Origin of the sequence: Streptococcus mitis (assembly GCF_002096815.1) — a bacterium.
GTDB classification, from domain to species: domain Bacteria; phylum Bacillota; class Bacilli; order Lactobacillales; family Streptococcaceae; genus Streptococcus; species Streptococcus mitis_AD.
This window is the reverse complement of sequence record NZ_NCVJ01000016.1, coordinates 98,877-122,557: the sequence shown is the minus strand read 5'-3', so window position 1 is coordinate 122,557 and position 23,681 is coordinate 98,877. Positions and strand designations below refer to the sequence as shown.

The following is a 23,681-nucleotide window of genomic DNA, read 5'->3' as shown; positions in this document are numbered from 1 at the left end:
TTGGCTTCATCCGAGTGACAGGTTGGCATGCCTGTAACCAAGAAGAAGTTATTTGTCTTTACGACAGTTCTTATTCTACCAAGAAGCAGAGACTTTGTCAACTGATTTACTTTTTAAAAACTTGATCTACTCTACTGATTTCAGGGCTTCAAGCATATCCACCTTTCTCAAGTGGTGATTGACAAAGAGACCCAGTAAGGCTAAGATTACAGTCACTGCGATGATTGGAAGAGCATAGACTTCCCAGCTGACTCGTGGATAAAAAAGTATGGTGGCAGGTGAGATCATTTGAATCAAAAATTGATGTAAATAGTAGCCAGCTACCAAACCGAGAACAATCCCCACAAAGGACAGCACCATGGTCTCGCGGTAGATATAGAGGGTCACTTCTTTATTATGGAAACCGAGAACCTTGATGGTCGAAAGTTCACGGATACGTTCTGCCACATTGATATTGGTGAGATTGTAAAGAATGACAATGGCTAGCAAGACGGAAACAAGGACAAGGATTGCCATGGTTTTATTGAGAGAATTGGCTACAGATTCAAAAAGGTGGATAGCCGTTGCATTTTGGATCACCCCAGAAACAGCAGTTTTTTTCATAAAGGCCGCAGCTTCTTTCTCCGTATTGGATGGTGTTGGCTCTTTTAATTTTACTAGGTAGGTATTGTCTTTCGGACTGGTACCGTAGACTTGTTCGTATGTCGCTCGATTGAGATAAACAAAGTGTCCAACATAGTTTTCAGAAATAGCCGCGACCCTGATTTCTTTCCCATCAAGCTCCAGCTTGTCTCCAACCGTAACATCTGCTAGTTGAGCTAATTTTTGACTCACGACTGCTCCATCTGTGACCTGCACCTCTTGGCCATTTTCCTCTAATGCGATAAAGGGGTTGAAATTTTCTCTGCTTGTAACCATTATGGTGATAGTCTGAAGTCCTGCTTTTCCTTTGAAATCTTTTTCAATGGATTTAGAGTAAATCTTTTGATAAGCATGGATAGGCTCAGCTTGCAAGGCACTTTCTAGGTCTGCTTTTTCTTGCTCCGTTACACTGCTCTTTTCCGCTACAATCATCTGGTATTGCTGGATTTGTTCAAATTGACGCTCGACAACTCCTCCCACAGAAGACTGAATGCCAAGACCTGCAAATAGGAGAGCAACCGAACCCGCAACTCCAAAAATGGTCATCAACATCCGTTGCTTATAACGGAAAATATTTCGCGCCGTAACCTTATGAGTGAAGCTCAAACGACTCCAAATAAAGCTCAAGCGTTCCAGCAAAATCTTTGATCCTTTAACGGGAGGTTTGGGCAGCAACAGTTGGGCTGCTTCATCGTGCAATTCCCTCCGTGCCACTAGATAAGCTGGCAAGACACTGGATACCCAACTTAAGGCCAGGGCAAGAAGGCTATAAGACCAGTAGAAATACTCCTGACTTTTCCCAACGACCATTCCAGCTGTTATAACATCCGAAATCACGCCTGCAAGGAGATAATGTCCTAGAAGCGTTCCTAAAACGGTTCCCACAGTTCCTGCAAGAAAACCATAGAGGACAAACTTGGCAACAATATCTTTATTCTGGTAACCTAGGGCCTTGAAAATACCAGCATTGGTACGCTCTTCATCCACAAAGCGAGTCATAGTTGTAAAGGTTACCATTGCAGCGACCATATAAAGCACCACGGGAAAGATATTCCCAACAGAACGAATACTTGCTGAAGCGTTACTGTACATGAGATAGCCTTGACCACCTGGCATGGTTTGGCGGTTGTATACATGGTAAGTAGGCTCTGCCAGTTCATCAAGCTCTTTCTGGCGTTGTTCAAGCTTCTCTTTTTCCTTGGCTAGATTACTCTCTGTCTGAGCCATTTTTTCTTTTTCTGTAGCCAGTTCTTCCTTAGTTTTTGTCAATTGCTCCTTGGCTTGACTCTTTTTAGGCTCAGGCAAAGCGGTCACTTGTTCTTCTTGCGTTTTCAATCGACTTTCAGCATGTTCTAACTGATTCTTGCCTTTTTGAAGGTTACTTTCAGCTGTTTGGAGCTGTTCTTTTCCATCATCCAAGCTCTTTTGCCCATTTGCTTTGATACTTGCCAATCTTTTTTGACCATTATCGGCAAGCAAGTTTTGTAAGTCTTCCTGGTGTTGATCTCGTTTGCTTCTATAGTCTGATGAAAAAGCATCCAAATTTTTTAAATCATCATAACGCACACGCGCAATGCTATAAACATCTGAGTCAAACTGACTGGCTACAATCACTCCATAGCCAGCCAAGCTTCCATTTCCACTACTAGCACTCCCTAAATCTTTTTTAGAAAGGATCTCACCCGACTGAACAAATCCAGTAATGGTGAAAGATTGGGATTTTATAACAGACTTTCCTTCTTCTTTCTTGCTAAAGGTGATAGTCTGCCCAATTTGATAGCGGTCTTTCCAGAAATCTGCCAAGGCAATTTCCCCATCAGCCTCTGGAAGTCGCCCTTCTGTCACTTGGAAGATTGAAATTCCCTCTGGCTTAGAATAAAGTCGAACCGCTTCTTCACTATTTTCAACGGTTAGGTCTGCCATATAGCCAAACTCAACACTTGCTCCTTGAAGGGTATTTAGTTCGTCTTGATCCTTTTTATCCAAGCCATAATCAGCCATCACTGCCAGATCCAAAGTATTTGCTTTACGGAGATAATCCTCAGCCGTTCGTTCCATATTTGGGCTAGTCACTTTGAGACCTACTAGGGCTAAAGACCCCAGCATCATCAAGGTCAAGATAGACAAAAAGCGTCCCTTGGAAGCAGTCACCGACTGGAGCAAGTCTTTTCGGTATGTTTTTTTCATGCTAATACTCCAATGTATCAATAGCCTGTGGATTCTCATTGATTGTTACTCTCATAACAGTGGCATCACGCATGTGAATCACCCGATCTGCGATAGGAGCTAGCGAGCTATTATGAGTTACGATAATCACCGTCGCTCCCTTTTGACGAGACATGTCTTGGAGAATCTTCAAAACCTGCTTGCCTGTCTGATAATCCAAGGCTCCAGTTGGTTCATCACAAAGGAGGATTTTTGGATTTTTGGCTACAGCGCGTGCAATGGAGACTCGCTGTTGCTCCCCTCCAGAAAGCTGGGCTGGAAAGTTATTGAGACGATGAGCCAGACCTACATCTGTCAAGACCTGTTCAGGATCCAAGGCATCCATCACGATTTCTGAGGCCAATTCCACATTTTCCTTAGCTGTTAGGTTGGAAACTAGATTATAAAACTGAAAAACAAAACCTACATCATTGCGGCGGTAATTGGTCCTCTGGTGGGAACTATAGTCTGCAATATTGGCACCATCAATCCAGATTTCCCCCTCGTCATTGGTATCCATTCCCCCAAGAAGATTAAGAACCGTTGACTTGCCTGCACCAGACGCACCTAGAATAATCACCAATTCACCCTTTTCAATCTCAAAATTCACATCGCGATTGGCCACAATCTCCGTGTCCCCAACCTGATAACGCTTGTAGCTGTGTTTCATCTCAATATAAGCCATCGTCCTTCTCTCTTTCTTACAATTAAGTCACTCTTTACTATCATTATAACGCTTTTTCGAAGAGTTGGATACTAGAATAAAAAGAAAAACCTAGGTATTCCTAGGCTTTCTTTTTACAAATTATTTTCCAAGGTAGTATTCAGAAACTACGTTCAATTTTTCGTCAAATTCGAATACCAATGGTGGGAAGTTAGGGATTTCCACGTCCATGATTTCGTCATCTGACAAACCTTTGATGTGTTTTACAAGGGCACGGATTGAGTTACCGTGAGCTCCTACGAATACGTTTTTACCATCTTTAAGAGCTGGAGCGATTTTATCTTCCCAGAAAGGAAGGGCACGTTCCAAAGTCACTTTCAAGTTTTCAGCATCTGGGATAACTGAGTCGTCAAGTGAAGCATAACGACGGTCTGTGTGAGCTGAGTGCTCATCATCACGGTCCATGTTTGGAGGCAATACATCGTATGAACGACGCCAGATGTGAACTTGCTCATCACCAAATTGTTCAGCAGCTTCAGCTTTGTTTTTACCAGTCAAACCACCGTAGTGACGTTCGTTCAAGCGCCATGATTTTTCAACTGGAACCCACAATTGGTCAGAAGCTTCAAGAGCCAAGTTAGTTGTTTTGATCGCACGTTTCAATACTGAAGTGTAAGCTTGGTCAAATTCGATACCAGCTTCTTTGATCAATTTACCAGCGTCAATCGCTTGTTGTGTACCTTTTTCAGACAAATCAACATCAGCCCAACCAGTGAAAAGGTTAGCTTTGTTCCATTCAGACTCACCGTGGCGAGCAAAAACCAATTTTACCATTAGATGGATTCTCCTTTAAATTTTCCGAGGTTTTCCCTCGTTTATCTATTCTATTTTACACAATTTTTCACAAAAAAGCTAGTTAAAATCGACAAGTTCTGATAGTCAGGAAGTAAAGTCCTCTCATCCTGATTAGCAACTTCTATAATTCATTACTTTTTATTTGCAAAAATAGAAGTTCTGAAGTCATTTGTTTGATCTAGGTAGGCTTTAAAGACTGCTCTCTTAAGTTTATGGACGGCACTGTCAGTTTCTGGGTTATAGTCACTCCAACGCGTACCTTCTGCATCCTTGAGAACAGCTTGGTCCATCAGTTCTTGCAACTCATTTACTCTTTGAATTGTTTTCGTGGCATTGCTCATCCATGATTGCGTCGGATCTTTAAAAGTAATTTTATTCAAATGATCAAACTGAGCAACGCGCTCTTGATACATAGCTTTTTTAAAGGCTGCCCAAGATGAATACTGACCACCAAATAGCTTTTCTAAAACAAGCTTATCTGTCACTAATCCTTGCTTTTTACCGTAGAGGTTGATTGTCTGACCATTTTGTTTAGCAATTTCTTCATATTGGTTGGAAATATATGGGACCATACCATCTTTAAATCCTTTAGCAGCTAAGAGTTCATAAGCTATCCGGCGTCCCATAAGATCTCCAGGAGTTCCTTTCTCACTGCTCAATGCTGAAAAGATTGGTGCAAAGAGTTTAATCGTAAAGTAGCCATTTCTCTCATAAGTGCCAGCCTGATACTCACGAGCCGAAAGAATATTATTGTCAATCAAACTCTCAAAGCTCGTCAATTTTTTAGCTTCATCTTCAGTCAAATCTTTCACAACATTAGTAGCATAAACATCATTTCCATCTGCTGGATCTGTTAGATAGTGGTTCTCGATTTTTCTGAGAGCTTCCATTTTCTGGGAAACATTCAGTTTCTTAACGATAGATTGCCCTTCAAGATATTCCAACAGATAGATGAGATCAAACATATTATGAGCGTATTTCTGGAGATCGGATGCATCTTTGAATCGTTCCGTCGGATCTAAGACTTGTAGACGGGATCCTTCTAAGCTATCTGATTTTGAATGTTTCAAGATTGAGTTAATAGTAATGGTCGCATCATTTGGATGGTCTGGCGCTTGTAATAAGCCTTTAGCAAAGAACTCAGGACCAAGACCACTTCTTCGACCATAACCACCAAGATAGATATCCTGATCTGAATCATGGGTCATCTCATGGGTATACGTAATAGCGCCATCCTTATCCAACATACGGTAAGACATATAATAGACACCATCTCCCGTTGCGTATGCACCGTGATGATTATGAACCACCTTGTTACCAACTGGTCCAAAGAAATGTTGCATTGCAGGATTTGAATTCTCAAAGTCTGCGATTGTTGAAGCCTTTCCTTCAGTATGATCATCACCAAACTTATAGGCATCATAAAGCAGGATCGTACGATAGAGTTTTTCACGTCCCTGATTATCTAAAATACGATACCAATAATCGTAGTGATCTCGCTGACGCTTGGCTGTTTCACGCGCATTATCTTCAACAAACTTATTGAGTTTATCTCCAGCCTTATAGTCACTGTTGCGGTAGCGATCGTAAGCGCCAAATCCTAGACTAGACAAGGTTGAAATGACAAATACAGATCTTTCTGGCAAAGTAAGGAGAGGCAAGACCATATTGCGGTATTTCCAAGTGCTACTAGTAATTCGGTCATAAACACCGATAGAGTACTTAGTTCCTGCTTGCTCTTGCTTGGCTTTGACCTCTGCAATAGTGGATTTTTCTTCGACAATGAAAGCTTTGGTCTGGGATTTAAACCAGTCATTGTTGCTAGTATTTGGTAAAAAGACTTTTCGGTAATGTTCTAGCGTGCTAAACAGATCTGTTGTTCCATGATGGCTGGCAAGACTGATACCATAAGTATCAACGTTGTTCTTAGCAAGCAGATTATTAAATCCTGATTTCCCTAACTCAATCAAAGTATCTAACGGAGATGCATTTCCTTTACCAAAGAAATCAAGGTGATACAAGACCAAGTCTTTAATATTGACCTGACCATAGCTAAAGTTATACCAACGCTCTAAGTAACTCATACCAAGAAGCAAGGCTTCCTTGTTGCGCTTGATTTTATCTACGATGTAACCTGTCATTACTTGATTGTTTTCCACTAGACCAGCATCCGCTGACAAGAGTTTTCTCAGACTTTCTTCTAGATGTTCCTTCGTTTTAGTAAACTGTTCTTCTAAATAGAGCTCGGTTTGCTTCACTTTTGGTGAAATACCAAGTGTGTTTCTAATAGCGTCTGAATGATAATTTACCTTCTTCAATTCTGGTAAGACTTGCTGGATAATCGTTTCTTGATTATACAAGAATTGGTTTGGCGTATAGAGAAGCCCCGTATCTCCTAGACTATATTCTGCTAACTTAGCAAAATCAGTCTGGTACTTGAGCTGGAATGTTTCAGAGGAATGATCCTGGTAATGGAGCAAGAGTTTATTGGCACTTTTTTTATTGGTTACAATGTCCGTAATTACTTGGTCATCCTTCATCATGACTGCAGACAAGAGTGCTTTTTTATATAAAAGACTGTTCTCATTGACCAGGTTTCCGTATTTGACGACGGTTGCCTTGTTGTAGAAAGGTAGCAATTTTTCAATATTTTTATAAGCTAAGGCGCGCTGAGCTTGATAATGCTTCACCTTAGAAAAATCACTTTCTTTACTACCACTTGTTGAAAGAGGCTCCACTGTTGGAGGAGCGAGAGGATTGATTTCTGCTTTTTTATTAGTCACTTCAGAAGCATCTAAAATTGTTCCTCTTTCCACAAATGATTCCTTGCTGACGACTTCTTCCCTGACCAAGGTGACATTGTAGACTCTATTAGCTTTGTTGCTGAATGTATTAGACACCTTCATTTCATTATAGTGGTAACCGGTAATAGCATTCCCGTTGGTTACATTGACATCACTTAGTACATTGGTCAATCTTCCTGCATGCTGTTCCTCATTCGTCTTCCGATCCCACAAATATCCAGCTACACCCGCAACTCTACCAAAGTGCTTGACATTGTTGATATCACCTTCAGCATAGCTATCCTGTATATGCGCATCTTGGTCTACTAGACCTGCTAGCCCACCAACAGTCTGATCTGAACTATTCGTATTGGATGAAATGGCTACTGTCGCTTTTGACTTAGTCAGTGAAGCTCTGCCTCCTGTCAAATGACCGACCAGACCACCAATATTGTATGCAGCAGTCGTTTCGTAGGTATTAACAATTCTTCCCTTAAAACTGCTCTCTGTAATGCTTGATTGGTCTGCCTTAGCCAACAAACCACCGATACCACGTTCCCCAGCCAGAACACCATCGACATGAACTTGCTTAATCTTTGTGTTATCCGTAGCTTCATTTGCCAGTGAACCGATATCATCTTTACCTGAAATAGAGACATTTTTTAGGCTCAACTTTTCTACTGTGGCCCCTCTCAAGCTTTCAAAAAGAGGCTTTTTCAAGTTGTAAATAGCATACCGCTTACCATCTTTTTCACCAATCAACTGACCAGTAAAGGTGCCTTTGATGTAAGATCTGTCATCAGGTCCCAACTCCACTTCGTTGGCATTCAAGCTAGCCGCTAAATGATAGGTTCCAGAGAGATTCTTGTTGATTGCTTTAACCAAGTTGCTAAAGGAAGTGAAGGTTGTTGTTTCTTCTGTGGCCTTTTTTGCGAGATAGAAAGTGAAATTATCGACATATTTATTTTCTAGCTCTTGCTGGAGTTTCTCAGCTTTGGCTATGATTTTATAAACTGATTGTCCATTTTTTATTTCTACAGTTATTGAAGCGACAGGTAGATAGACATCTTTGAATGACGACGATTTGACCTTAACAAAGTAAGTGTCTATATTACTTGGAACACTGTCTAAAGAAACATGTTGTTTGTAAGTACCATTGGTCTGACTATATAACTCCAGATCAGAAACATTTCTTAATTCAAGTGTTTTTTCTGGATCTTTTTCTTTTGGTTTTTCAGCCGGATTTTCTGGTTTTTCTTGCTCAATATTGCCAGTATATTCTGGAAGAGGGGCAATTTGTTCGGGTTCAACAATCGCTCCGGATTGGGTACCTGTATAAGATGGTTTCGATGGTACCTGTTCTGGTTCGACTATTGCTCCAGATTGAATGCCAGTATATTCTGGTTTTTCATTTGTCTCAGGGGCTACAACAGCTCCCGATTGCTCACCTTTATATTCTGGCAAGGAAGGCTGAGTCTCTGGTTCGACGATGGCACCAGCTTGAGTTCCCTTGTACTCTGGTTGTGGAGCTACTTGCTCTGGTTCAACAACCGCTCCGGACTGGGTACCTGTATAGGATGGCTTATCAGCCGTTTCTGGTTCGACGATGGCTCCAGATTGAATTCCTGTATATTCTGGTTTTTCATTTGTCTCAGGGGCAACTATTGCACCAGATTGCTCACCTTTATATTCTGGCAGGGAAGGCTGAGTCTCTGGTTCGACGATGGCACCAGATTGAGTTCCCTTATACTCTGGTTGTGGAGCTACTTGCTCTGGTTCGACTATTGCTCCAGATTGCTCGCCTGTATAGGATGGCTTATCAGCCGTTTCTGGTTCTACCAAAGCCCCTGATTGAGCACCTCCAACCTCTGGTTCCTGCTTTTCAGGTTCAACAATCGCACCAGATTGAATTCCTGTATATTCTGGAAGAGGAGAAACCTGCTCAGGATCTACTATTGCTCCAGATTGGGTGCCAGTATATTCTGGTTTTTCATTTGTCTCAGGGGCTACAACAGCTCCCGATTGCTCACCTTTATATTCTGGCAGGGAAGGCTGAGTCTCTGGTTCGACGATGGCACCAGCTTGAGTTCCCTTGTACTCTGGTTGTGGAGCTACTTTCTCGGGTTCGACTATTGCTCCAGACTGAGTTCCTGTATAGGCTGGTTTATCAGTTTTCTCAGGGGCTACAACAGCTCCCGATTGCTCACCTTTATATTCTGGCAGGGAAGGCTGAGTTTCAGGTTCGACGATGGCACCAGCTTGAGTTCCCTTGTACTCTGGTTGTGGAGCTACTTTCTCGGGTTCGACTATTGCTCCAGACTGAGTTCCTGTATAGGCTGGTTTATCAGTTTTCTCAGGGGCAACTATTGCACCAGATTGCTCACCTTTATATTCTGGCAAGGAAGGCTGAGTCTCAGGCTCTCCTTTTCTTGCAGACTGGGGTGCTTCACTCGGAGCAACTGCCTTCTTAGTCCCTTTTTCTACTATACGTGGTAAGGCTTCTTCTACCTTGGTCGAGAGGATCTCACGAGTAATTTCTTGGTTTTCAACAGTGAAAATACGAACAACCTCAACCTTCTTCCCAGCACGACCTTCTTGTTTGACACGAACGGTTCCCTCTGCTAGTTCGGGATTTTCTTGAACCACTTCTAAAACATCTAGTTTTGTTACAATCTCTTGGTCTTTGTATAGGAGCTCTGGTTTGTTCACGCGACCAGCCAAGACTTCGTCCTGAGGATCCACACTAGCAATACCAGACGGCTTTTGATTGGGTGAATCTTGAGAAGGGATTGACTTGTCAGCAGGGTTTGTTGGAGACGGATTTTTCCGCTCATCTCCTACCTTTTGCCTACCTTCATTGGTCTGAAAATGAGGTTGAAGCATGTCGTCTAGTTTCTGACCTCTAGCAGCAGTTTCTTGCAGACTAGCTTCCTTGTCTTGCTTAATATAACCTAGATAGGTATAACCTGACAAGACTCTTGGCAAAGGCAGACTATCTCCTTGGGATAATTGATATTCTTGATTATATTGGAGCAAGAGTTGATTTTCAATAGCCTGAACCGAAGAAACCAAACCGCTCCCCATGCCTGTTATCAAAACAACCTTCAACAGTGCTTTCTTCTTGCCTTTCTTTCTCGAAACAGCAAAAATAAGGAGTCCAATCGAAGCGAGGGCTCCACCCGAAAGGACGGTAACCAGATTACTGTGCTCACCGGTATGAGGCAACTGACCTAGTTGGGCTTTCTCATCCATACGGTAGACTAGATAGTAAGTGCTCTCACTATCTTCAGCCACTTTAGGAAAATCCTTTACAATCAAGTCCTTCTCATAACTACTCAGTTCTGTATCCGTCACGTATTTGTAGTGAACAGATACATTTTCTTGAGCAAATACAGTCCCACTGCTAGCAATGGACACAAAAAATAAGCTCGAAATTGAAGCAGACACAAGACCAATCGCCAACTTTCGTAAGGAAAAACGATGCTGCTTCTCTCCAAAAAATTTTTTCATTCTATATCCTCTCTATTATTTTATCCATTTCAAAATAGAAGAAGCATTTTGCTTCCTCACTATGATAAACTTACAAGAAACAAAAATACTTCGATATATATTTTGATATATTCAATCTACAACCATCATTATACTATAAAAAGAGTTCCTTGTCTCAAATAAATGCTTTAGATTTTACGAATGAAATAGCTTATTTATCCTATAAAATTTTCCGTCAATTGGTAACAAAAAAATAAGACTAACCACCTTCATACTGTAATAAGTATTTCTAACAAAGATTCAATTCATCCCACCTCAATTCGAAAGATATGATTCTTCAATTTCGAATTTTTTCAAAATTTCAAAGTATAGGAATTGCCAATAATTGTCATAATTTATCCTATCTAGTCCACGAATGGGATCAATCCAACAGAACTACCTACGATAAACAATACAGACGGTGCAGGAGTCACACGCTCATCGTCCTTGAAATACACAATAGCCACAATTCTTAAAACTAAAATAGTAACTTTCATCAATCATGAAATCATTGAAAAATCGTCAACGCCCTTCAATTACCCTATTCTAACTCCAAATCAGAAGCGACCAATAATCTCATCAAACTTATCGAACGAAATGCCTTTGGTTTTCGAAACTTTGAAAACTTCAAAAAACGATTTTTATCGCTCTGAACATCAAAAAAGAAAGGACGAAATTTGTCCTTTCTCTATCTTAGCTTTTCTTTAATCCACTACTGCTGACAAAGAACCAATTTTAGAGTTTCTCCATTTACTCTACTTGACAAAAACTCTATTTATAGTTCAACTTTAAATTTTTTGAGGCTTCCTAAAAATAATGAAGCACCAACAATAATGACGATTCCCCCTATCCATCCTAAGAATGGAACCAATGAAAGTGCAGAACCAACAATTAATAAGACTGAGGGTGCAATTGAAATTCTATTATCATCTTTATAGTATATTAGTGAGAGAATACCTAGAATTAAAATTCCAATTTTTACTAAACTAAAAATAATAAAAATAATTCCTAAGATGACACCAACAACTTCTTCATTATCAAATATAGAGGCAATCATAATTATAATAATTGGCAAAATGGCTAGAATAGTTCCTGCAACTAAACCAATGATACCATCTAATTGAGCAAGTGTTTTCTTTTTCATCAATACTTCCTTTTCATTAAAAATTAATATTATACATTAATTTTGTTTAATATTTTCTTTTATATTAAACTAAAATACACACACAGAAAACATTTTCAATCTATCATTCGATTATTTCTCTTCAAATCCTTCTGCTACTGCGTCTGCAAAGTTTTCTTCTACGATGCTTGCACAGTGGTCACAGATGACTGCGTGGTAGCTGCGTTCTGCTGTTGTTGGGTCGATTCGACGGCAACGGTCACATACTTCACCTGCAGCGCGTTCAACAGTGAAGGCCACATCTTCGAAGCTAACAGCAGTTTCTGGAGCTGGTCCTTCTGCGATGGTCAATTCAGACACGATCAAAAGTTGAGCTACATTGCTGTTTACTGCTTCGAGTAGAGTTTTCACAACTTCGTTTGGATAAACTGTCAAGTGTGCTTCAAGTGATTTACCGATAACTTTGGCATTACGCGCTTCTTCCAAGGCTTTTTGAGCTTGTCCACGGAAATCCATGAAGGCTGCCCAGGTATCCAAGATTTCTTCTTGGTTAGCAAACGTCTCTGCTTCTGGCAATTCTGACAATTGAACGAAGTCTTCTGCTTCAAACTCAAGGTATGACCAGATTTCTTCCGCAGTGTGAGGAAGGATTGGTGTCAAGAGTTTGGTAATTTTTACAAGAATGTCATAGAAGACAGTCTGCATTTGACGGCGTTCCAATGATTTGGCACCTTCGATATAAACAACATCTTTGGCAAAATCAAGGTAGAAGGCTGACAGGTCAACGTTGATAAAGTTCACCAAGGCCTTATAGATTGTCAAGAATTCAAAGTTTGCATAAGCATCACGAATGGTCTTAACAAGCTGGTTAAATCGAATCGTCATGTACTTATCAACTGAACGAAGCTCATCGTAAGCTACTGCATCCTCAGCTGGGTTAAAGTCAGATGTATTAGCAATCAAGAAACGAAGAGTGTTACGAATCTTACGGTAAGTTTCAGAGACTTGGCTCAAGATATCCATAGAGATACGCACGTCGTTGCTTGAGTCTACACTTGTTACCCAAAGACGCAAGATTTCTGCACCAAATTGTTTTTCAACATCGCTTGGAGCAATGGTATTTCCAAGAGATTTAGACATCTTCTCACCTTTACCATCAAGGGCAAAACCTTGTGACAAGATTTGTTTGTAAGGTGCTACACCATGGTTAGCAACAGATGTGATCAATGATGAGTTAAACCAACCACGGTATTGGTCTGAACCTTCTAGGTAAAGGTCTGCTGGGTAAGTCAATTCAGGACGGTTTACCACAACTCCATTCCATGATGAACCTGAGTCAAACCAAACGTCCATGATATCTGTTTCTTTCTTGAATTCACCATTTGGAGAACCTGGGTGAGTATATCCTTCTGGCAAGAGTTCCTTAGCATCACGTTCCCACCAAATGCTTGAACCATGTTCCTCAAAGAGTTGAGCCACGTGTTCAATAGTTTCAGCAGTCATAATCGCTGTACCGTCTTCAGCGTAGAAGATTGGAAGTGGAACACCCCAAGCACGTTGACGAGAAATAACCCAGTCACCACGGTCACGAATCATATTGTACAGACGGACTTTACCCCATTCTGAGTGGAATTTCACTTTTTCAATTTCATCCAAGATTTCTTGGCGGAATTTAGAAACTGAGGCAAACCATTGTGGTACTGCACGCCAGATGATTGGTTTCTTAGTACGCCAGTCAAATGGGTATGAGTGAGAGATTTCTTCTTGGGCAAGAAGGAGGTTACCAAGTTTTTCAATAACAGTTGGAACTACCTTTTCATAGAATTGACCTTCAAACTCAGGACCAGCATTCTTCATCATGATACCACGTTCGTCAACAGTCACTGCGACTTCAAGATCATTAGCAATACCAACATTGTAGTCATCCTCACCAAAACCAGGGGCTGTATGGACGATACCTGTACCAGAATCAGTCGTAACGTGGTCACCAAGGATAACAAGCTCATCTACAGCTGTATCCCATGGGTGTTCTGTTACGATGTGGTTCAATTCTTGACCACGGTAAGTTGCCAATACTTGAACATCAGCCCAACCAAATTTCTCAGACAAGCTAGTCAACAATTCTGCAGCAACCACAAACTTACGAGCTTCACCAGCAGATTGAACCAAGACGTAATCAATATCCGCTCCGACAGTCAAACCACGAGAAGCTGTGATGGTAAATGGAGTTGTTGTCCAGACTACGATATAAGTATCTGTATCTAGAACACCTTTGCCATCTTTTACCTTATTAGCATAGTATAGGGAAGTTGAAACCAAATCATGGTATTCAATCTCCGCTTCAGCAAGAGCCGACTCAGATGACCAAGACCAGTAAACTGGTTTTGCACCACGATAGATATAACCTTTGTTAGCCATCTCACCGAAGACACGGATTTGTGCTGCTTCATAATCAGGAGTCAAAGTCACATATGGATTTTCCCAGTCACCAGAAACACCCAAACGTTTAAAGTCTTCACGTTGTTTATCTACTTGAGAAAGAGCGTATTCACGGCAAAGTTTCAAGTACTCAACCAAGTCCATTTCTTTACGTTTGACACCTTGTTTTGCCAAAACTTGCTCGATTGGCAGACCATGTGTATCCCAACCTGGGATAAATGGTGCGTAAAAACCTGACATAGATTTTGAACGAACAATGATATCTTTTGAAATCTTGTTCATAGCATGTCCAACGTGGATATTTCCGTTAGCATATGGAGGGCCATCATGCAAGGTGAAATGAGGTTTTCCTTGGTTCAATTCTTGACGACGTTGGTAAAGTTTTGCATCTTCCCATTCCTTTTGCCAAACTGGCTCTTTGGTAGGAAGACCTGCACGCATTGGGAAAGCTGTTTTCCCAAGATTAAGGGTATCTTTGAGTTTCATGGTATCTCCTTTATAAATAATAACAAATTAAAAACCACGACTTCCAAAAAGGACGAAAATCGTGGTACCACCTTTATTCGGAAAAAGATTTAGTCTTTCTCCCTCATTTCCCGTAACGTGGGGAACGTCAAATCTTACTAGCTTCAGACTTGAGTTTTTGAGAGGATAATCTTATCGTTAGGGAATGCAGGACTCACACCATCTCCTGCTCGCTGGAAATATAAGGATAAGATATTGTTCTCACATATCACTATTCATTATAAGATAAGGACAGATTCTTTATTTGTATCTTCCTCATTCGATGAAGGGCCTTCGACTTCAACTGGCTCTAAATGTTCTTCCACATAATGATGTTGTTGAGCTTCAAATTCAGCTAATTCTCTATTACCAGCCTCAATTCGAGCTTGTAACTCAGCCATTTCTTCAGGTGTAAATTGACGAGTCATATCGATTTGTTCTTCTTCTGGTTGTGAATATACCGATTCACCAAGAACTTCACCAACAACTTCTTTAAATGCTTCATCACTTGTCTGAAGATAGGTAGCTGTTGGGCGCAGAATATCTTCCCAATCTGAAGATTCAACAATTGCTAACTGGCTCTCAATTGTAGATTTAAGACGTTGATGGAAGACACGACTCTTGTTCTTCAATTCTTCTGTTTCAACAGCAACTTTCTTAGCATTGTCAGTTGCTTGACGAAGAATTTCATTTGCTTTGTACTTGGCTTCTTCCAACAAACGTTGTGCATCTTGCTCTGCTTGTTGGATAATATTGTTTGAACGTTCCGTTGCAGCTTGTTTTACTCGCTCAGCTGTATCTTGTGCAATCAATACAGATTGACTCAATGAGTCTTTCATCTCATCAAAGTAAGACAAACGCTCTTCCAAACTCTTAATATGTAAATCCTTATCATGATTAGAGCGAACCAAATCTTCATAATCACGGACTACAATATCTAAAAACTCATCTACTTCTTCTTGATCAAACCCTCTGAAGCGTGTGCTAAAAGTTTTATCTTTGATTTCTAACGATGTAATTGGCATATTTTTCCTCACTTACTTAATAACAATTGGACCGTTAATTTCTTTTTATCTTTTTTTGTTTGCCCATTATCTCTAACAAGTTTCAATCGACCAAATTTCCTAACACTAATCAAATCACCAACTTGAACTGCATAATCTGATTTTTCAACTAAATGGTAATCGACTTGGACTGCCTGTTTTTCAATTAACTGACTTGCCTGATTTCTAGACAGCTTGAAGACACCTGCTAGAAAAACATCTAATCTAGAACTAGCAATACAAATATCTAATTCTTGATAATCTTCTACTGTAGTAATTTTCTCAGTAAAATCCCGTTCTTCTAGACGAACCGGTAAACGAGCAATTTTCGTAATGCCGTCTTGAAAAAGGAGCATAAACTGTCGATTTATGATAATCTGTGCTCTCTCTTCGTTGACTAAGATATCACCAAATAGCTTCCTATCGATTCCTAGCTGATTTAAAACAGTCCCTAATATTTTTGCATGCGTTAGGCGTTCAAACTTATTAGGATAGACAATTTCTTGCAAGGAAAGTTCAAAATCAGAGAATCCCGGCTCAAAATAATCAGGATACAGGAGTACCCGTACATATTCAGTTTCAAGAAACTGCCGACTGCTCATATAGGAGATGCCGTTGGTTGATGCTAGCACCTTTAAAATCTTTTCTTGATGGGGATTTACAAAAGGTGTTAAAAAAGGAGAATAAGAATCTTCTACCTTTTTTATCCATTCTAATCCCTTATCAATAAAAGACGAATCATTCTTAGAAAAGTGTTGATAAATCATCTTGTTCATAGAAAGATCACTAAAAGTCGAATCAACTGCTCCCCTAGGAAGTGAACTAGTAATACCGCAATCCAGACAGATAAGTCAAGACCTGCAATCTGGAGGGGTAAACGTTGCAAGGGAGCTACTATCGGTTTCACTAAACTAATAATCAAGCGTCCAAGACGTGATTCATAAGCATTGGGAAACCAAGACATCAGAGCAAACACGATTAAAATCAGTGAATAGATATCCACTGCATTTTGAACAAAACGAATGAGAAAGATCATTATCTCACTCTCGTACGTTTCATATCAAAGCCAAATTCACCATTTTGTGATTCATCTGGAATTTTGATGTCTTCAATATTGACGACAACATCAACTGGTGTCAGCAGGTACATAGTAGATGCTACCTTTTTCATGTTACCAGCTAAAACATGGCGTGCCCCGTCCAGATAATCCAAACAACGACGTGCTTGAACTTCTGTCATATATTGGAAATCAATCAAAATACTTTCGTTACCAGCTAATAAATCAACAATATCTGTGGCATCTTCGTATTTACGTGGATAACGAACATCAATTGTCACCTTATCAGTAGAACGTTGACTTTGCATAGCCAACTCTTGTTGACGGGCATGAAGACGAGTGATGTTTTTATCTTTAGATGGCGTGCTACCAGCTTGTTGAGGCAACTCTTGAACAGAAGGGACTGGAGTCACAATTGGCTCTTCAGCTTTAGGCTGATATGCAGTACCAACATCTTCTCCATCTTCTGTAAAATAATCTATAAATTTATCAAATCTATCTTTTAAAGACATATTTCTTTCCTATTTAAAAAATGCTGTACCAATTCTGACAAATGTTGAGCCAAATTCAATCGCTTCCTTGTAGTCACGACTCATACCCATACTCAAGTCCGTCATTGGCATATTGGGAATTTGTTTTTCTCTAATTTCTAGTTGCAAATCCTGCGTAGCTTTAAAAATTTCTTTCAACTCATCACTACTAGCTTCAAAAGGAGCCATGGTCATCAAGCCGACATATTCAATTTTATCTAAGGTGGCCAATTCTGGCAAGAGCTCTAATAGTTCTTCCCTTGAAAAACCATGTTTGCTCTCTTCCCTTGAGATATTTACTTGTAAGAAACACTTAACAACTCTGTCACTTCTTTTTTGAATTTCTTCTGCTAGCTTTAATGAATCCAAAGCGTGGAAATAATCAACATACTGAATGACATCTTTGACCTTGCGTCTTTGCAAGGTTCCAATCAAATGCCAGGTAATATTTCTATCTTTTAAAGCTTCATATTTCTCAAGAAATTTATCCACACGATTTTCACCAATATGATGCACACCTAGCGGAAGCAAGGCCTCCGCTGTCGGTATGTCTACATATTTTGTAACAGCAACAACCGAAACAGAATTGGCTTCTCTTCCTGACTGCTGACTTGCATCTTTTATTTGTTGAAAAACACGTTCTGTATTTTCTTTCAAATTCATTTACTTAACGATTTTTGAAAAATGGAGGAGTGTCTAATTCATCCTCATCGTGTAAAGATGGCGCTTCGAAACGTTCAACTGGTGATACCACTGAATCAGTTGGTCGAACAATTGTCTCACGACGCAAGTCCCAATCACCAAATGCTGAAGTTTGAGAAGTTTCTGTGCGACGAGGTGCTGGACTTGGAATTTCTGCAGTTTCAGCCATATCAAACTGACGATTATGATTGTGTGCATGACTAGGACTTACTTGTTCATGACGAACAGCTTGTCTTGGTGCATGGCCCACAACTTTTTCCACACGATCTTGACGAACACCAGTTGCAACGACTGTAACACGGATTTCATCTTTCATGTTTTCATCGATTGATGTTCCAAGCCAGATGTTCACTCCTTGGCCAGCTGCTTGGTTGACGATCTCTGAAGCTTCTTCTGCCTCAATCAAAGTCAAGTCGAGACCACCAGTAACGTTGACGATGACATCCTCAGCACCGTCAATAGTTGTTTCAAGAAGTGGTGAGTAGATTGCCTTACGAGCTGCTTCTACCACACGTTCTTCACCACTACCGATACCGATACCCATTAGGGCGTTTCCTTTATTTGCCATAACTGTTTTCACATCGGCAAAGTCAAGGTTAATCAAACCAGGATTTGTAATCAAATCAGTAATCCCTTGAACACCTTGGCGAAGTACGTTATCTGCTTCGCTAAGAGCTTCAAGAAGTGGAGTTTTCTTATCAACAATTTCAAGCAAGTTGTTGTTTGAAATAATCAATAGAGTATCCACATGCTCACGAAGTTGATTGATTCCTTCTACAGCGTACTGACCACGTTTGCTTCCTTCAAAACCGAAAGGACGTGTCACAACACCAACTGTAAGAGCACCTAAATCTTTAGCAATGCGGGCAATAACAGGAGCAGCACCAGTACCTGAGCCACCTCCCATACCTGCAGTAATGAAGACCATGTCTGCTCCAGTAATAGCTTGAGTCAAGGCTTCTTCGCTTTCTTCGGCTGCCTTTTGACCGATTTCAGGTCGACCTCCAGCACCCAAACCACGAGTCAATTTAGGACCTAACTGAATTACAGTCTCAGCTTTTGTACTACTCAAAGCTTGTACATCTGTGTTTGCTGCGATAAATTCTACGCCTGCAACACCTTCGTCAACCATGCGGTTAATGGCGTTTCCGCCACCTCCACCAACACCGATTACTTTAATAACTGCACCTTGAGCTGCTGCTGTATCAAATGAAAATGTCATAGTTTATTTTTCCTCTTTTATTCATCAAACATGCTTCCGATTAAGCCACGGAAACGATCTGCGATTTTTGGTTTATTTTGAGAAGATACTTTATCTTCTTTGGGAGCAACTACGTTCGTAGAAGCTGATTGCTCTACCTCAGTATTTTGAACTGGTTGAATAGGGGTAGGTTGTGCTACTTGCGTAACGCGTTGAATCATCCCACCAAAATTAATTGGTTGGTGACGCAAAGTATCCTCACCCTTAACTGCTCGTTGTGCCAATAAATGCACTTCAGTCAATTGACCAGCAAATTCAGACAAGCTAATCACATGAGCAAAGGCAGGGTTACGGATTCCAACTTGATTTGGAACGTAAAGTTTAACACCAACGCCAAAGACTTCCTGTGCAAGTTCTACAATACCTGGTAAAATAGCATTTCCACCAATCAGAACAATCCCACCTGGAAGATCCAACAAATGTCTTCTTTCCAACTCTTGTTTGATTTGTTCAAAAATGTGTTTAATGCGAGCTGAAATAATCTCTGCTAGGTAGCTTTCTGTAACTTCTACAGGTTCTACTTCACCAATTACTTCAACTTGGAAGGTTTCATTGCTTGCAAGTGAAGGGTAGGCTTCACCATAGTTTAATTTCAATCCTTCAGCTAATTTCTGTGAAGTCTTCAAGACTTTAGAGATATCTTTTGTGACATAATCTCCACCTTCTTGAAGAATATTTGTAAACTGGAGTTCTTGGTTACGGATTGTAGCAACAGTTGTTTGACCTGCTCCCATATCAATCACAGTAGCTCCAAATTCACGCTCTCCTTCGTTCAAGACTGAACGAACCAAAGCCAATGGTGAAATAATAATATTTTCAACTTGAACACCTGAGCGCTCAACTGTCTTACGTAAATTGTGAAGAATAGTACGTGGACCTGTGTAAAGCAAACCACGCATTTCAAGACGAACCCCCATCATACCACGTGGGTCACGAATACCTTGGAAACCATCTACGATAAATTCTTCTGGAATAAAAGTAATGACTTCACGATCTGGTGTCATACTCTTTGTCAAGGCTGATTTAACAACATTTTCAACATCTTGATCTGTAATTTCTTTTGTATCAGATGTAACTGGAATCATACCTTGAGTTGGTTCTACTTGCAAAAGATTTCCAGGCAAACCAACATTCACTGATTTGATTGAAATGCCAGCTTTCTCTTCTGCTTGGGAAATAGCTGACTTGATAGCAGTTGCTGCTGCTTCAATATCAACGATAATCCCATCCTTTACACCTTTACTCTTGGCATTACTTACACCAATTACATTAAGTTCACCATTTCTATGCTCGGCAACCAACACTTTAATCGAATTAGTTCCGATATCTAAGCCTGTAAAAAAACCATCTCTAGCCATTACATCGCATCCTCTCTCTTCCAAGTTTCAAACTTCTATTCAATATAGCTAAAATAGGGCATAGCTATTCACAGAATATTATAACACAAAAAATCCAATCGTGCTTAGTTTTTCCTAAATTTACTTACCATTTTTTCACATTCTTTCCTTAGCTTTTTTTATTTTCCAAACAAGTTATAAAAAATCAGATTTATGAAAAAAAGAAAGCTCATTTCTAAGCTTTCTTTGCAATCATTTTTTCTGCTTCTTGTTCTAAAAATAGTTCCAAGATTTTCTTTGTTAACGTAATCGCTGCTGATAAGGCCAGGGAAACGATTAAATAATTAGCTACTAAGCCATGGTCTCCAACCAATGGTGGTTTTGTCAAGAATCCGTAATCTCCACCTGTTACTAAATTGACCACAAAAATCAAGGCATTTAGGGCAAAAGTCATGATAAAAATTCTTTTCACATCTAGCATTCTCGAGTCGTACTGTCTCAAGAGATAAACCAGTGAATTTCCCAAGAGTGCTAAGTGTCCAAAGATAAAGGATAAAATCGCAATATGCGGGAATGGATAAGGATCTGGCACGGGATAAACAAAGGCTGCTAATGTCCCAAATGTTCCTAGTAATGCAAAATACTGCCGATATTTGGATTGACCAGGAAGCAAAAGCACCACAAACATAGCCATACGGCAATGGTAAAAGGGTAAGCTTTCTGACAGTGGCATATGATTAACCCCGTACCATCCATAAAGAAGGATTAACTGAACTGCCTGCAAGATTTGGAAAAATCGTTGATAAGCCTTCTTTTCACGATAACGATAGGCTGTATAAAAGGTCAAAGCCAAGAGTGTAAATATACTGACATACCAAAAAAGATCAAACTTGGGTGGTTCTGTTGCTTGGGTCGTAAAGAAAATATCCCATAAATTCATCTAGTATTCCTCATGATTCAAAATTTTCCTGCATTTTATTATACCATGCTATTTAAGAAAAATGAATTTAGAAATACGATAATCATCTTCTTAGTCAAGATATTGCTCCTTCTGACCTTTATAAACCTGCCAAAGAATCTCTATTTGCTCCTTGGTAATGCGTTTTTCAGATAAGGTCGGCAGTTGGTCAATGGCAAAAAATTGAAGGTCAGCGATTTCTTGATTTTCTTGGAATTGTCCATCAAGAAGCTTACATTCAAAAACAAACTTTGCATATTGCTTGCTCTGTAGTTGGAAATGATTGGTATCAAAAACAGCTAGTAGTCTTTCAACTTTGGCTTTAAAACCGGTTTCTTCTTCAATCTCCTTGAGAATATTTTCTGTTGGAGAATAGCCAACCTCGCCAAAACCACCTGGCAAAGCCCAACTATCCTCTCCTTGTCCCCTAACCAGACAAATCTTCTCATCCTCAACAATCCAAGCACGGACGTCCATTAAAGGAGTCACATAAGCGGAAGTTGGTTTCAAGACTTCTGCTACTTCTTCTGCATCCAAGTCTGATGCTTGATTCAACATTTCAGATAAAAGACTTCGCAAGTCCTCGTAGCGCTCACGGTCGAAGGGATCTTTTGTAAAGGTTAATCCAGTATCTGTAAGGGTAATCATTCTTTGCAAATATTTAACAAAATCACTTGGCTTCATTTTCTAAACTTTCTACCAACTTTGCTAGATTCATAGAGTTAGATCCCTTGAGCAGGATTTGATCATGGGATCCAAGGCTTTCTTTGACCTGCTTGACTAGGTCTTCAAATTGGTCCTCGTCGGCTGTTTTTTTGAAGTAGTAAACATGGCCGATTGGGAACATTTGACTAGCCAATTGGGTTAATTCAGCAATGTCTTCTCCATAGAAAATAACGGTATCCAACACATCTGGCGAGAGACTCAAAATCATCTGGTTATGGAGCTGAACAGACTGGTCACCGAGTTCCTTCATGTCCGCCAAGACAGCGATTTTCTTGCCCCCTTCATTGGCTGGGATGGCAGAAAATGTCTCCAAAATCAACTTCATAGCAGTTGGATTGGCATTGTAAACATCTGACAAGATATCTGCTCCATTTGCTGCTTTCTTCCACTCAGTACGGTTACGCGTCAATTCAAGATTTTGGAAGGCCTGATGAATTTGCTCCTCTAAAACTCCTTCTTGTAGGGCAACATAAGACGCAATCATAGCATTAGTGGCATTGTACTTGCCAGTCACTGGCAAATCAAGGGCTTGTTCCAAGAAATTAGCCTTAAAGGTCAGACTATCCTTGCGCTCAACCAAGTCTGTGATTTCCAGCTCTGCTCCTTGCCCAAAACGGACTACCTTTTTATCGGTTGGCAAGTAGTCCTCTACAATCGAGTCAGCTGGTGCTAAAAGCAAGGAACCTGAAGCCATACCATCTGCAATTTGCATTTTTCCTTTGGCGATTTCCGAACGGTCTTTGAAAAAGGCTAAATGAGCCTCTCCAACCAAGGTCACAATGGCTGTTTTTGGATGGGCCAATTCTGACAAGAGATGAATATCTCCCAAGTGATCCTGCCCCATCTCCAAAACCAACTTTTCTGTCCCCTCAGGCATGTGCAGAACTGTGTAAGGAAGGCCAATCTCGTTATTGTAGTTTCCTTGTGTTTTGTAGGTTTTGTAGATTGTTGATAGTAAATGCGCCAACATATCCTTGGTCGTCGTCTTGCCATTTGAACCTGTAACTGCAAAGACATCAACAGCCGTTTTCTCAAGATAGTAGGCAGCTAGTTGTTGAAAAGCAGTCAAAACATCATCTACTAAAATATAAGGATGATTTGCGACCTCTTTCTCAGACAGGGTTACTACTGCACCATTTTCAAAAGCTGTTTCGATAAAGTCATGACCATCACGCGCACCTTTAAGTGGCACAAACAAATCTCCTGTCCCAATCAAACGACTGTCAAACTCAGGCTTTTCTAACTGAGCATCCGCAAAAAGACTAACATCATTTTTAGCTCCAACAGCTTGGGCAACTTCGTAAATTGTAAGTTTCATTTCTAC

16 protein-coding genes, 1 pseudogene and 1 other annotated feature are annotated in these 23,681 nt (G+C 40.3%); of the genes and pseudogenes, 1 reads left to right on the top strand and 16 read right to left on the bottom strand.

Features of this window, described 5'->3' with window-relative positions:
- Window positions 1-126 precede the first annotated feature (126 nt).
- The 4 genes from B7696_RS01650 to B7696_RS01635 all read right to left on the bottom strand — a co-directional run bounded on the left by B7696_RS01650 (window position 127) and on the right by B7696_RS01635 (window position 10,659).
- Complete coding sequence (locus tag B7696_RS01650; RefSeq protein WP_192856268.1) at window positions 127-2,835, bottom strand: ABC transporter permease; 2,709 nt, start codon at window positions 2,833-2,835, stop codon at window positions 127-129.
- Window positions 2,831-3,532, bottom strand: a complete 702-nt coding sequence (locus tag B7696_RS01645) for an ABC transporter ATP-binding protein (protein ID WP_084861782.1) — start codon at window positions 3,530-3,532, stop codon at window positions 2,831-2,833. Before B7696_RS01645 ends, B7696_RS01650 begins: the two co-directional genes overlap by 5 nt.
- Window positions 3,533-3,652: 120 nt before the next feature.
- Window positions 3,653-4,345, bottom strand: a complete 693-nt coding sequence (locus B7696_RS01640; protein WP_000240129.1) for a phosphoglycerate mutase — start codon at window positions 4,343-4,345, stop codon at window positions 3,653-3,655.
- Window positions 4,346-4,497: 152 nt separating this feature from the next.
- Complete coding sequence (locus B7696_RS01635) at window positions 4,498-10,659, bottom strand: ZmpA/ZmpB/ZmpC family metallo-endopeptidase (RefSeq protein ID WP_084861780.1); 6,162 nt, start codon at window positions 10,657-10,659, stop codon at window positions 4,498-4,500.
- 533 nt (window positions 10,660-11,192) lie between these two features.
- Here B7696_RS01635 and B7696_RS01630 point away from each other — a divergent pair.
- Window positions 11,193-11,374, top strand: a pseudogene (locus B7696_RS01630) (transposase); the annotation flags it as partial.
- Between the two features lie 78 nt (window positions 11,375-11,452).
- Here B7696_RS01630 and B7696_RS01625 read toward each other — a convergent pair.
- The 12 genes from B7696_RS01625 to B7696_RS01570 form a co-directional block, all read right to left on the bottom strand.
- Window positions 11,453-11,821, bottom strand: coding sequence for a hypothetical protein (locus tag B7696_RS01625; protein WP_084861778.1), 369 nt, complete (start codon window positions 11,819-11,821; stop codon window positions 11,453-11,455).
- 111 nt (window positions 11,822-11,932) lie between these two features.
- Window positions 11,933-14,725 carry an isoleucine--tRNA ligase gene (gene ileS, locus B7696_RS01620; RefSeq protein WP_084861776.1) on the bottom strand — a complete coding sequence of 931 codons (2,793 nt, stop codon included), beginning with the start codon at window positions 14,723-14,725 and terminating at the stop codon, window positions 11,933-11,935.
- 45 nt (window positions 14,726-14,770) lie between these two features.
- Window positions 14,771-14,982 (bottom strand) — a binding site (T-box leader).
- Window positions 14,983-15,768: a DivIVA domain-containing protein gene (locus B7696_RS01615; RefSeq protein ID WP_084861774.1), complete on the bottom strand. Its 786-nt coding sequence runs from the start codon at window positions 15,766-15,768 to the stop codon at window positions 14,983-14,985.
- Between the two features lie 8 nt (window positions 15,769-15,776).
- Entirely contained in the window at window positions 15,777-16,562 is a 786-nt protein-coding gene (locus tag B7696_RS01610) for a YlmH family RNA-binding protein (RefSeq protein ID WP_024057155.1), read from the bottom strand.
- Window positions 16,559-16,822, bottom strand: coding sequence for a YggT family protein (locus B7696_RS01605; protein ID WP_000576496.1), 264 nt, complete (start codon window positions 16,820-16,822; stop codon window positions 16,559-16,561). The genes B7696_RS01610 and B7696_RS01605 overlap by 4 nt, the downstream gene beginning before the upstream one ends.
- Complete coding sequence (locus B7696_RS01600) at window positions 16,822-17,355, bottom strand: cell division protein SepF (protein WP_000053356.1); 534 nt, start codon at window positions 17,353-17,355, stop codon at window positions 16,822-16,824. Before B7696_RS01600 ends, B7696_RS01605 begins: the two co-directional genes overlap by 1 nt.
- 9 nt (window positions 17,356-17,364) lie before the next feature.
- Window positions 17,365-18,036: a YggS family pyridoxal phosphate-dependent enzyme gene (locus tag B7696_RS01595; RefSeq protein WP_024057152.1), complete on the bottom strand. Its 672-nt coding sequence runs from the start codon at window positions 18,034-18,036 to the stop codon at window positions 17,365-17,367.
- A gap of 4 nt (window positions 18,037-18,040) precedes the next feature.
- On the bottom strand, window positions 18,041-19,297 hold the full coding sequence (gene ftsZ / locus B7696_RS01590) for a cell division protein FtsZ (RefSeq protein ID WP_024057151.1): 1,257 nt from the start codon (window positions 19,295-19,297) through the stop codon (window positions 18,041-18,043).
- Window positions 19,298-19,314: 17 nt separating this feature from the next.
- Entirely contained in the window at window positions 19,315-20,694 is a 1,380-nt protein-coding gene (ftsA, locus tag B7696_RS01585; protein ID WP_000090252.1) for a cell division protein FtsA, read from the bottom strand.
- Window positions 20,695-20,908: 214 nt separating this feature from the next.
- Window positions 20,909-21,613: a YwaF family protein gene (locus B7696_RS01580; protein WP_084861772.1), complete on the bottom strand. Its 705-nt coding sequence runs from the start codon at window positions 21,611-21,613 to the stop codon at window positions 20,909-20,911.
- Between the two features lie 90 nt (window positions 21,614-21,703).
- Window positions 21,704-22,315 (bottom strand): NUDIX hydrolase N-terminal domain-containing protein, encoded by a 612-nt coding sequence (locus B7696_RS01575; protein WP_084861771.1) that lies wholly within the window; start codon window positions 22,313-22,315, stop codon window positions 21,704-21,706.
- A complete protein-coding gene (locus B7696_RS01570) occupies window positions 22,302-23,675 on the bottom strand; it encodes a UDP-N-acetylmuramoyl-tripeptide--D-alanyl-D-alanine ligase (protein WP_084861769.1) in 1,374 nt (457 codons plus the stop codon). Before B7696_RS01570 ends, B7696_RS01575 begins: the two co-directional genes overlap by 14 nt.
- Window positions 23,676-23,681 lie beyond the last annotated feature (6 nt).

Excerpts from the sequence above, each read along its gene's own strand:
- B7696_RS01645 (WP_084861782.1), bottom strand. The coding sequence starts at position 3,532 with ATGGCTTATATTGAGATGAAACACAGCTACAAGCGTTATCAGGTTGGG.
- B7696_RS01640 (WP_000240129.1), bottom strand. The coding sequence starts at position 4,345 with ATGGTAAAATTGGTTTTTGCTCGCCACGGTGAGTCTGAATGGAACAAA.
- B7696_RS01635 (WP_084861780.1), bottom strand. The coding sequence starts at position 10,659 with ATGAAAAAATTTTTTGGAGAGAAGCAGCATCGTTTTTCCTTACGAAAG.
- B7696_RS01625 (WP_084861778.1), bottom strand. The coding sequence starts at position 11,821 with ATGAAAAAGAAAACACTTGCTCAATTAGATGGTATCATTGGTTTAGTT.
- ileS (WP_084861776.1), bottom strand. The coding sequence starts at position 14,725 with ATGAAACTCAAAGATACCCTTAATCTTGGGAAAACAGCTTTCCCAATG.
- B7696_RS01615 (WP_084861774.1), bottom strand. The coding sequence starts at position 15,768 with ATGCCAATTACATCGTTAGAAATCAAAGATAAAACTTTTAGCACACGC.
- B7696_RS01610 (WP_024057155.1), bottom strand. The coding sequence starts at position 16,562 with ATGAACAAGATGATTTATCAACACTTTTCTAAGAATGATTCGTCTTTT.
- B7696_RS01605 (WP_000576496.1), bottom strand. The coding sequence starts at position 16,822 with ATGATCTTTCTCATTCGTTTTGTTCAAAATGCAGTGGATATCTATTCA.
- B7696_RS01600 (WP_000053356.1), bottom strand. The coding sequence starts at position 17,355 with ATGTCTTTAAAAGATAGATTTGATAAATTTATAGATTATTTTACAGAA.
- B7696_RS01595 (WP_024057152.1), bottom strand. The coding sequence starts at position 18,036 with ATGAATTTGAAAGAAAATACAGAACGTGTTTTTCAACAAATAAAAGAT.
- ftsZ (WP_024057151.1), bottom strand. The coding sequence starts at position 19,297 with ATGACATTTTCATTTGATACAGCAGCAGCTCAAGGTGCAGTTATTAAA.
- ftsA (WP_000090252.1), bottom strand. The coding sequence starts at position 20,694 with ATGGCTAGAGATGGTTTTTTTACAGGCTTAGATATCGGAACTAATTCG.
- B7696_RS01580 (WP_084861772.1), bottom strand. The coding sequence starts at position 21,613 with ATGAATTTATGGGATATTTTCTTTACGACCCAAGCAACAGAACCACCC.
- B7696_RS01575 (WP_084861771.1), bottom strand. The coding sequence starts at position 22,315 with ATGAAGCCAAGTGATTTTGTTAAATATTTGCAAAGAATGATTACCCTT.
- B7696_RS01570 (WP_084861769.1), bottom strand. The coding sequence starts at position 23,675 with ATGAAACTTACAATTTACGAAGTTGCCCAAGCTGTTGGAGCTAAAAAT.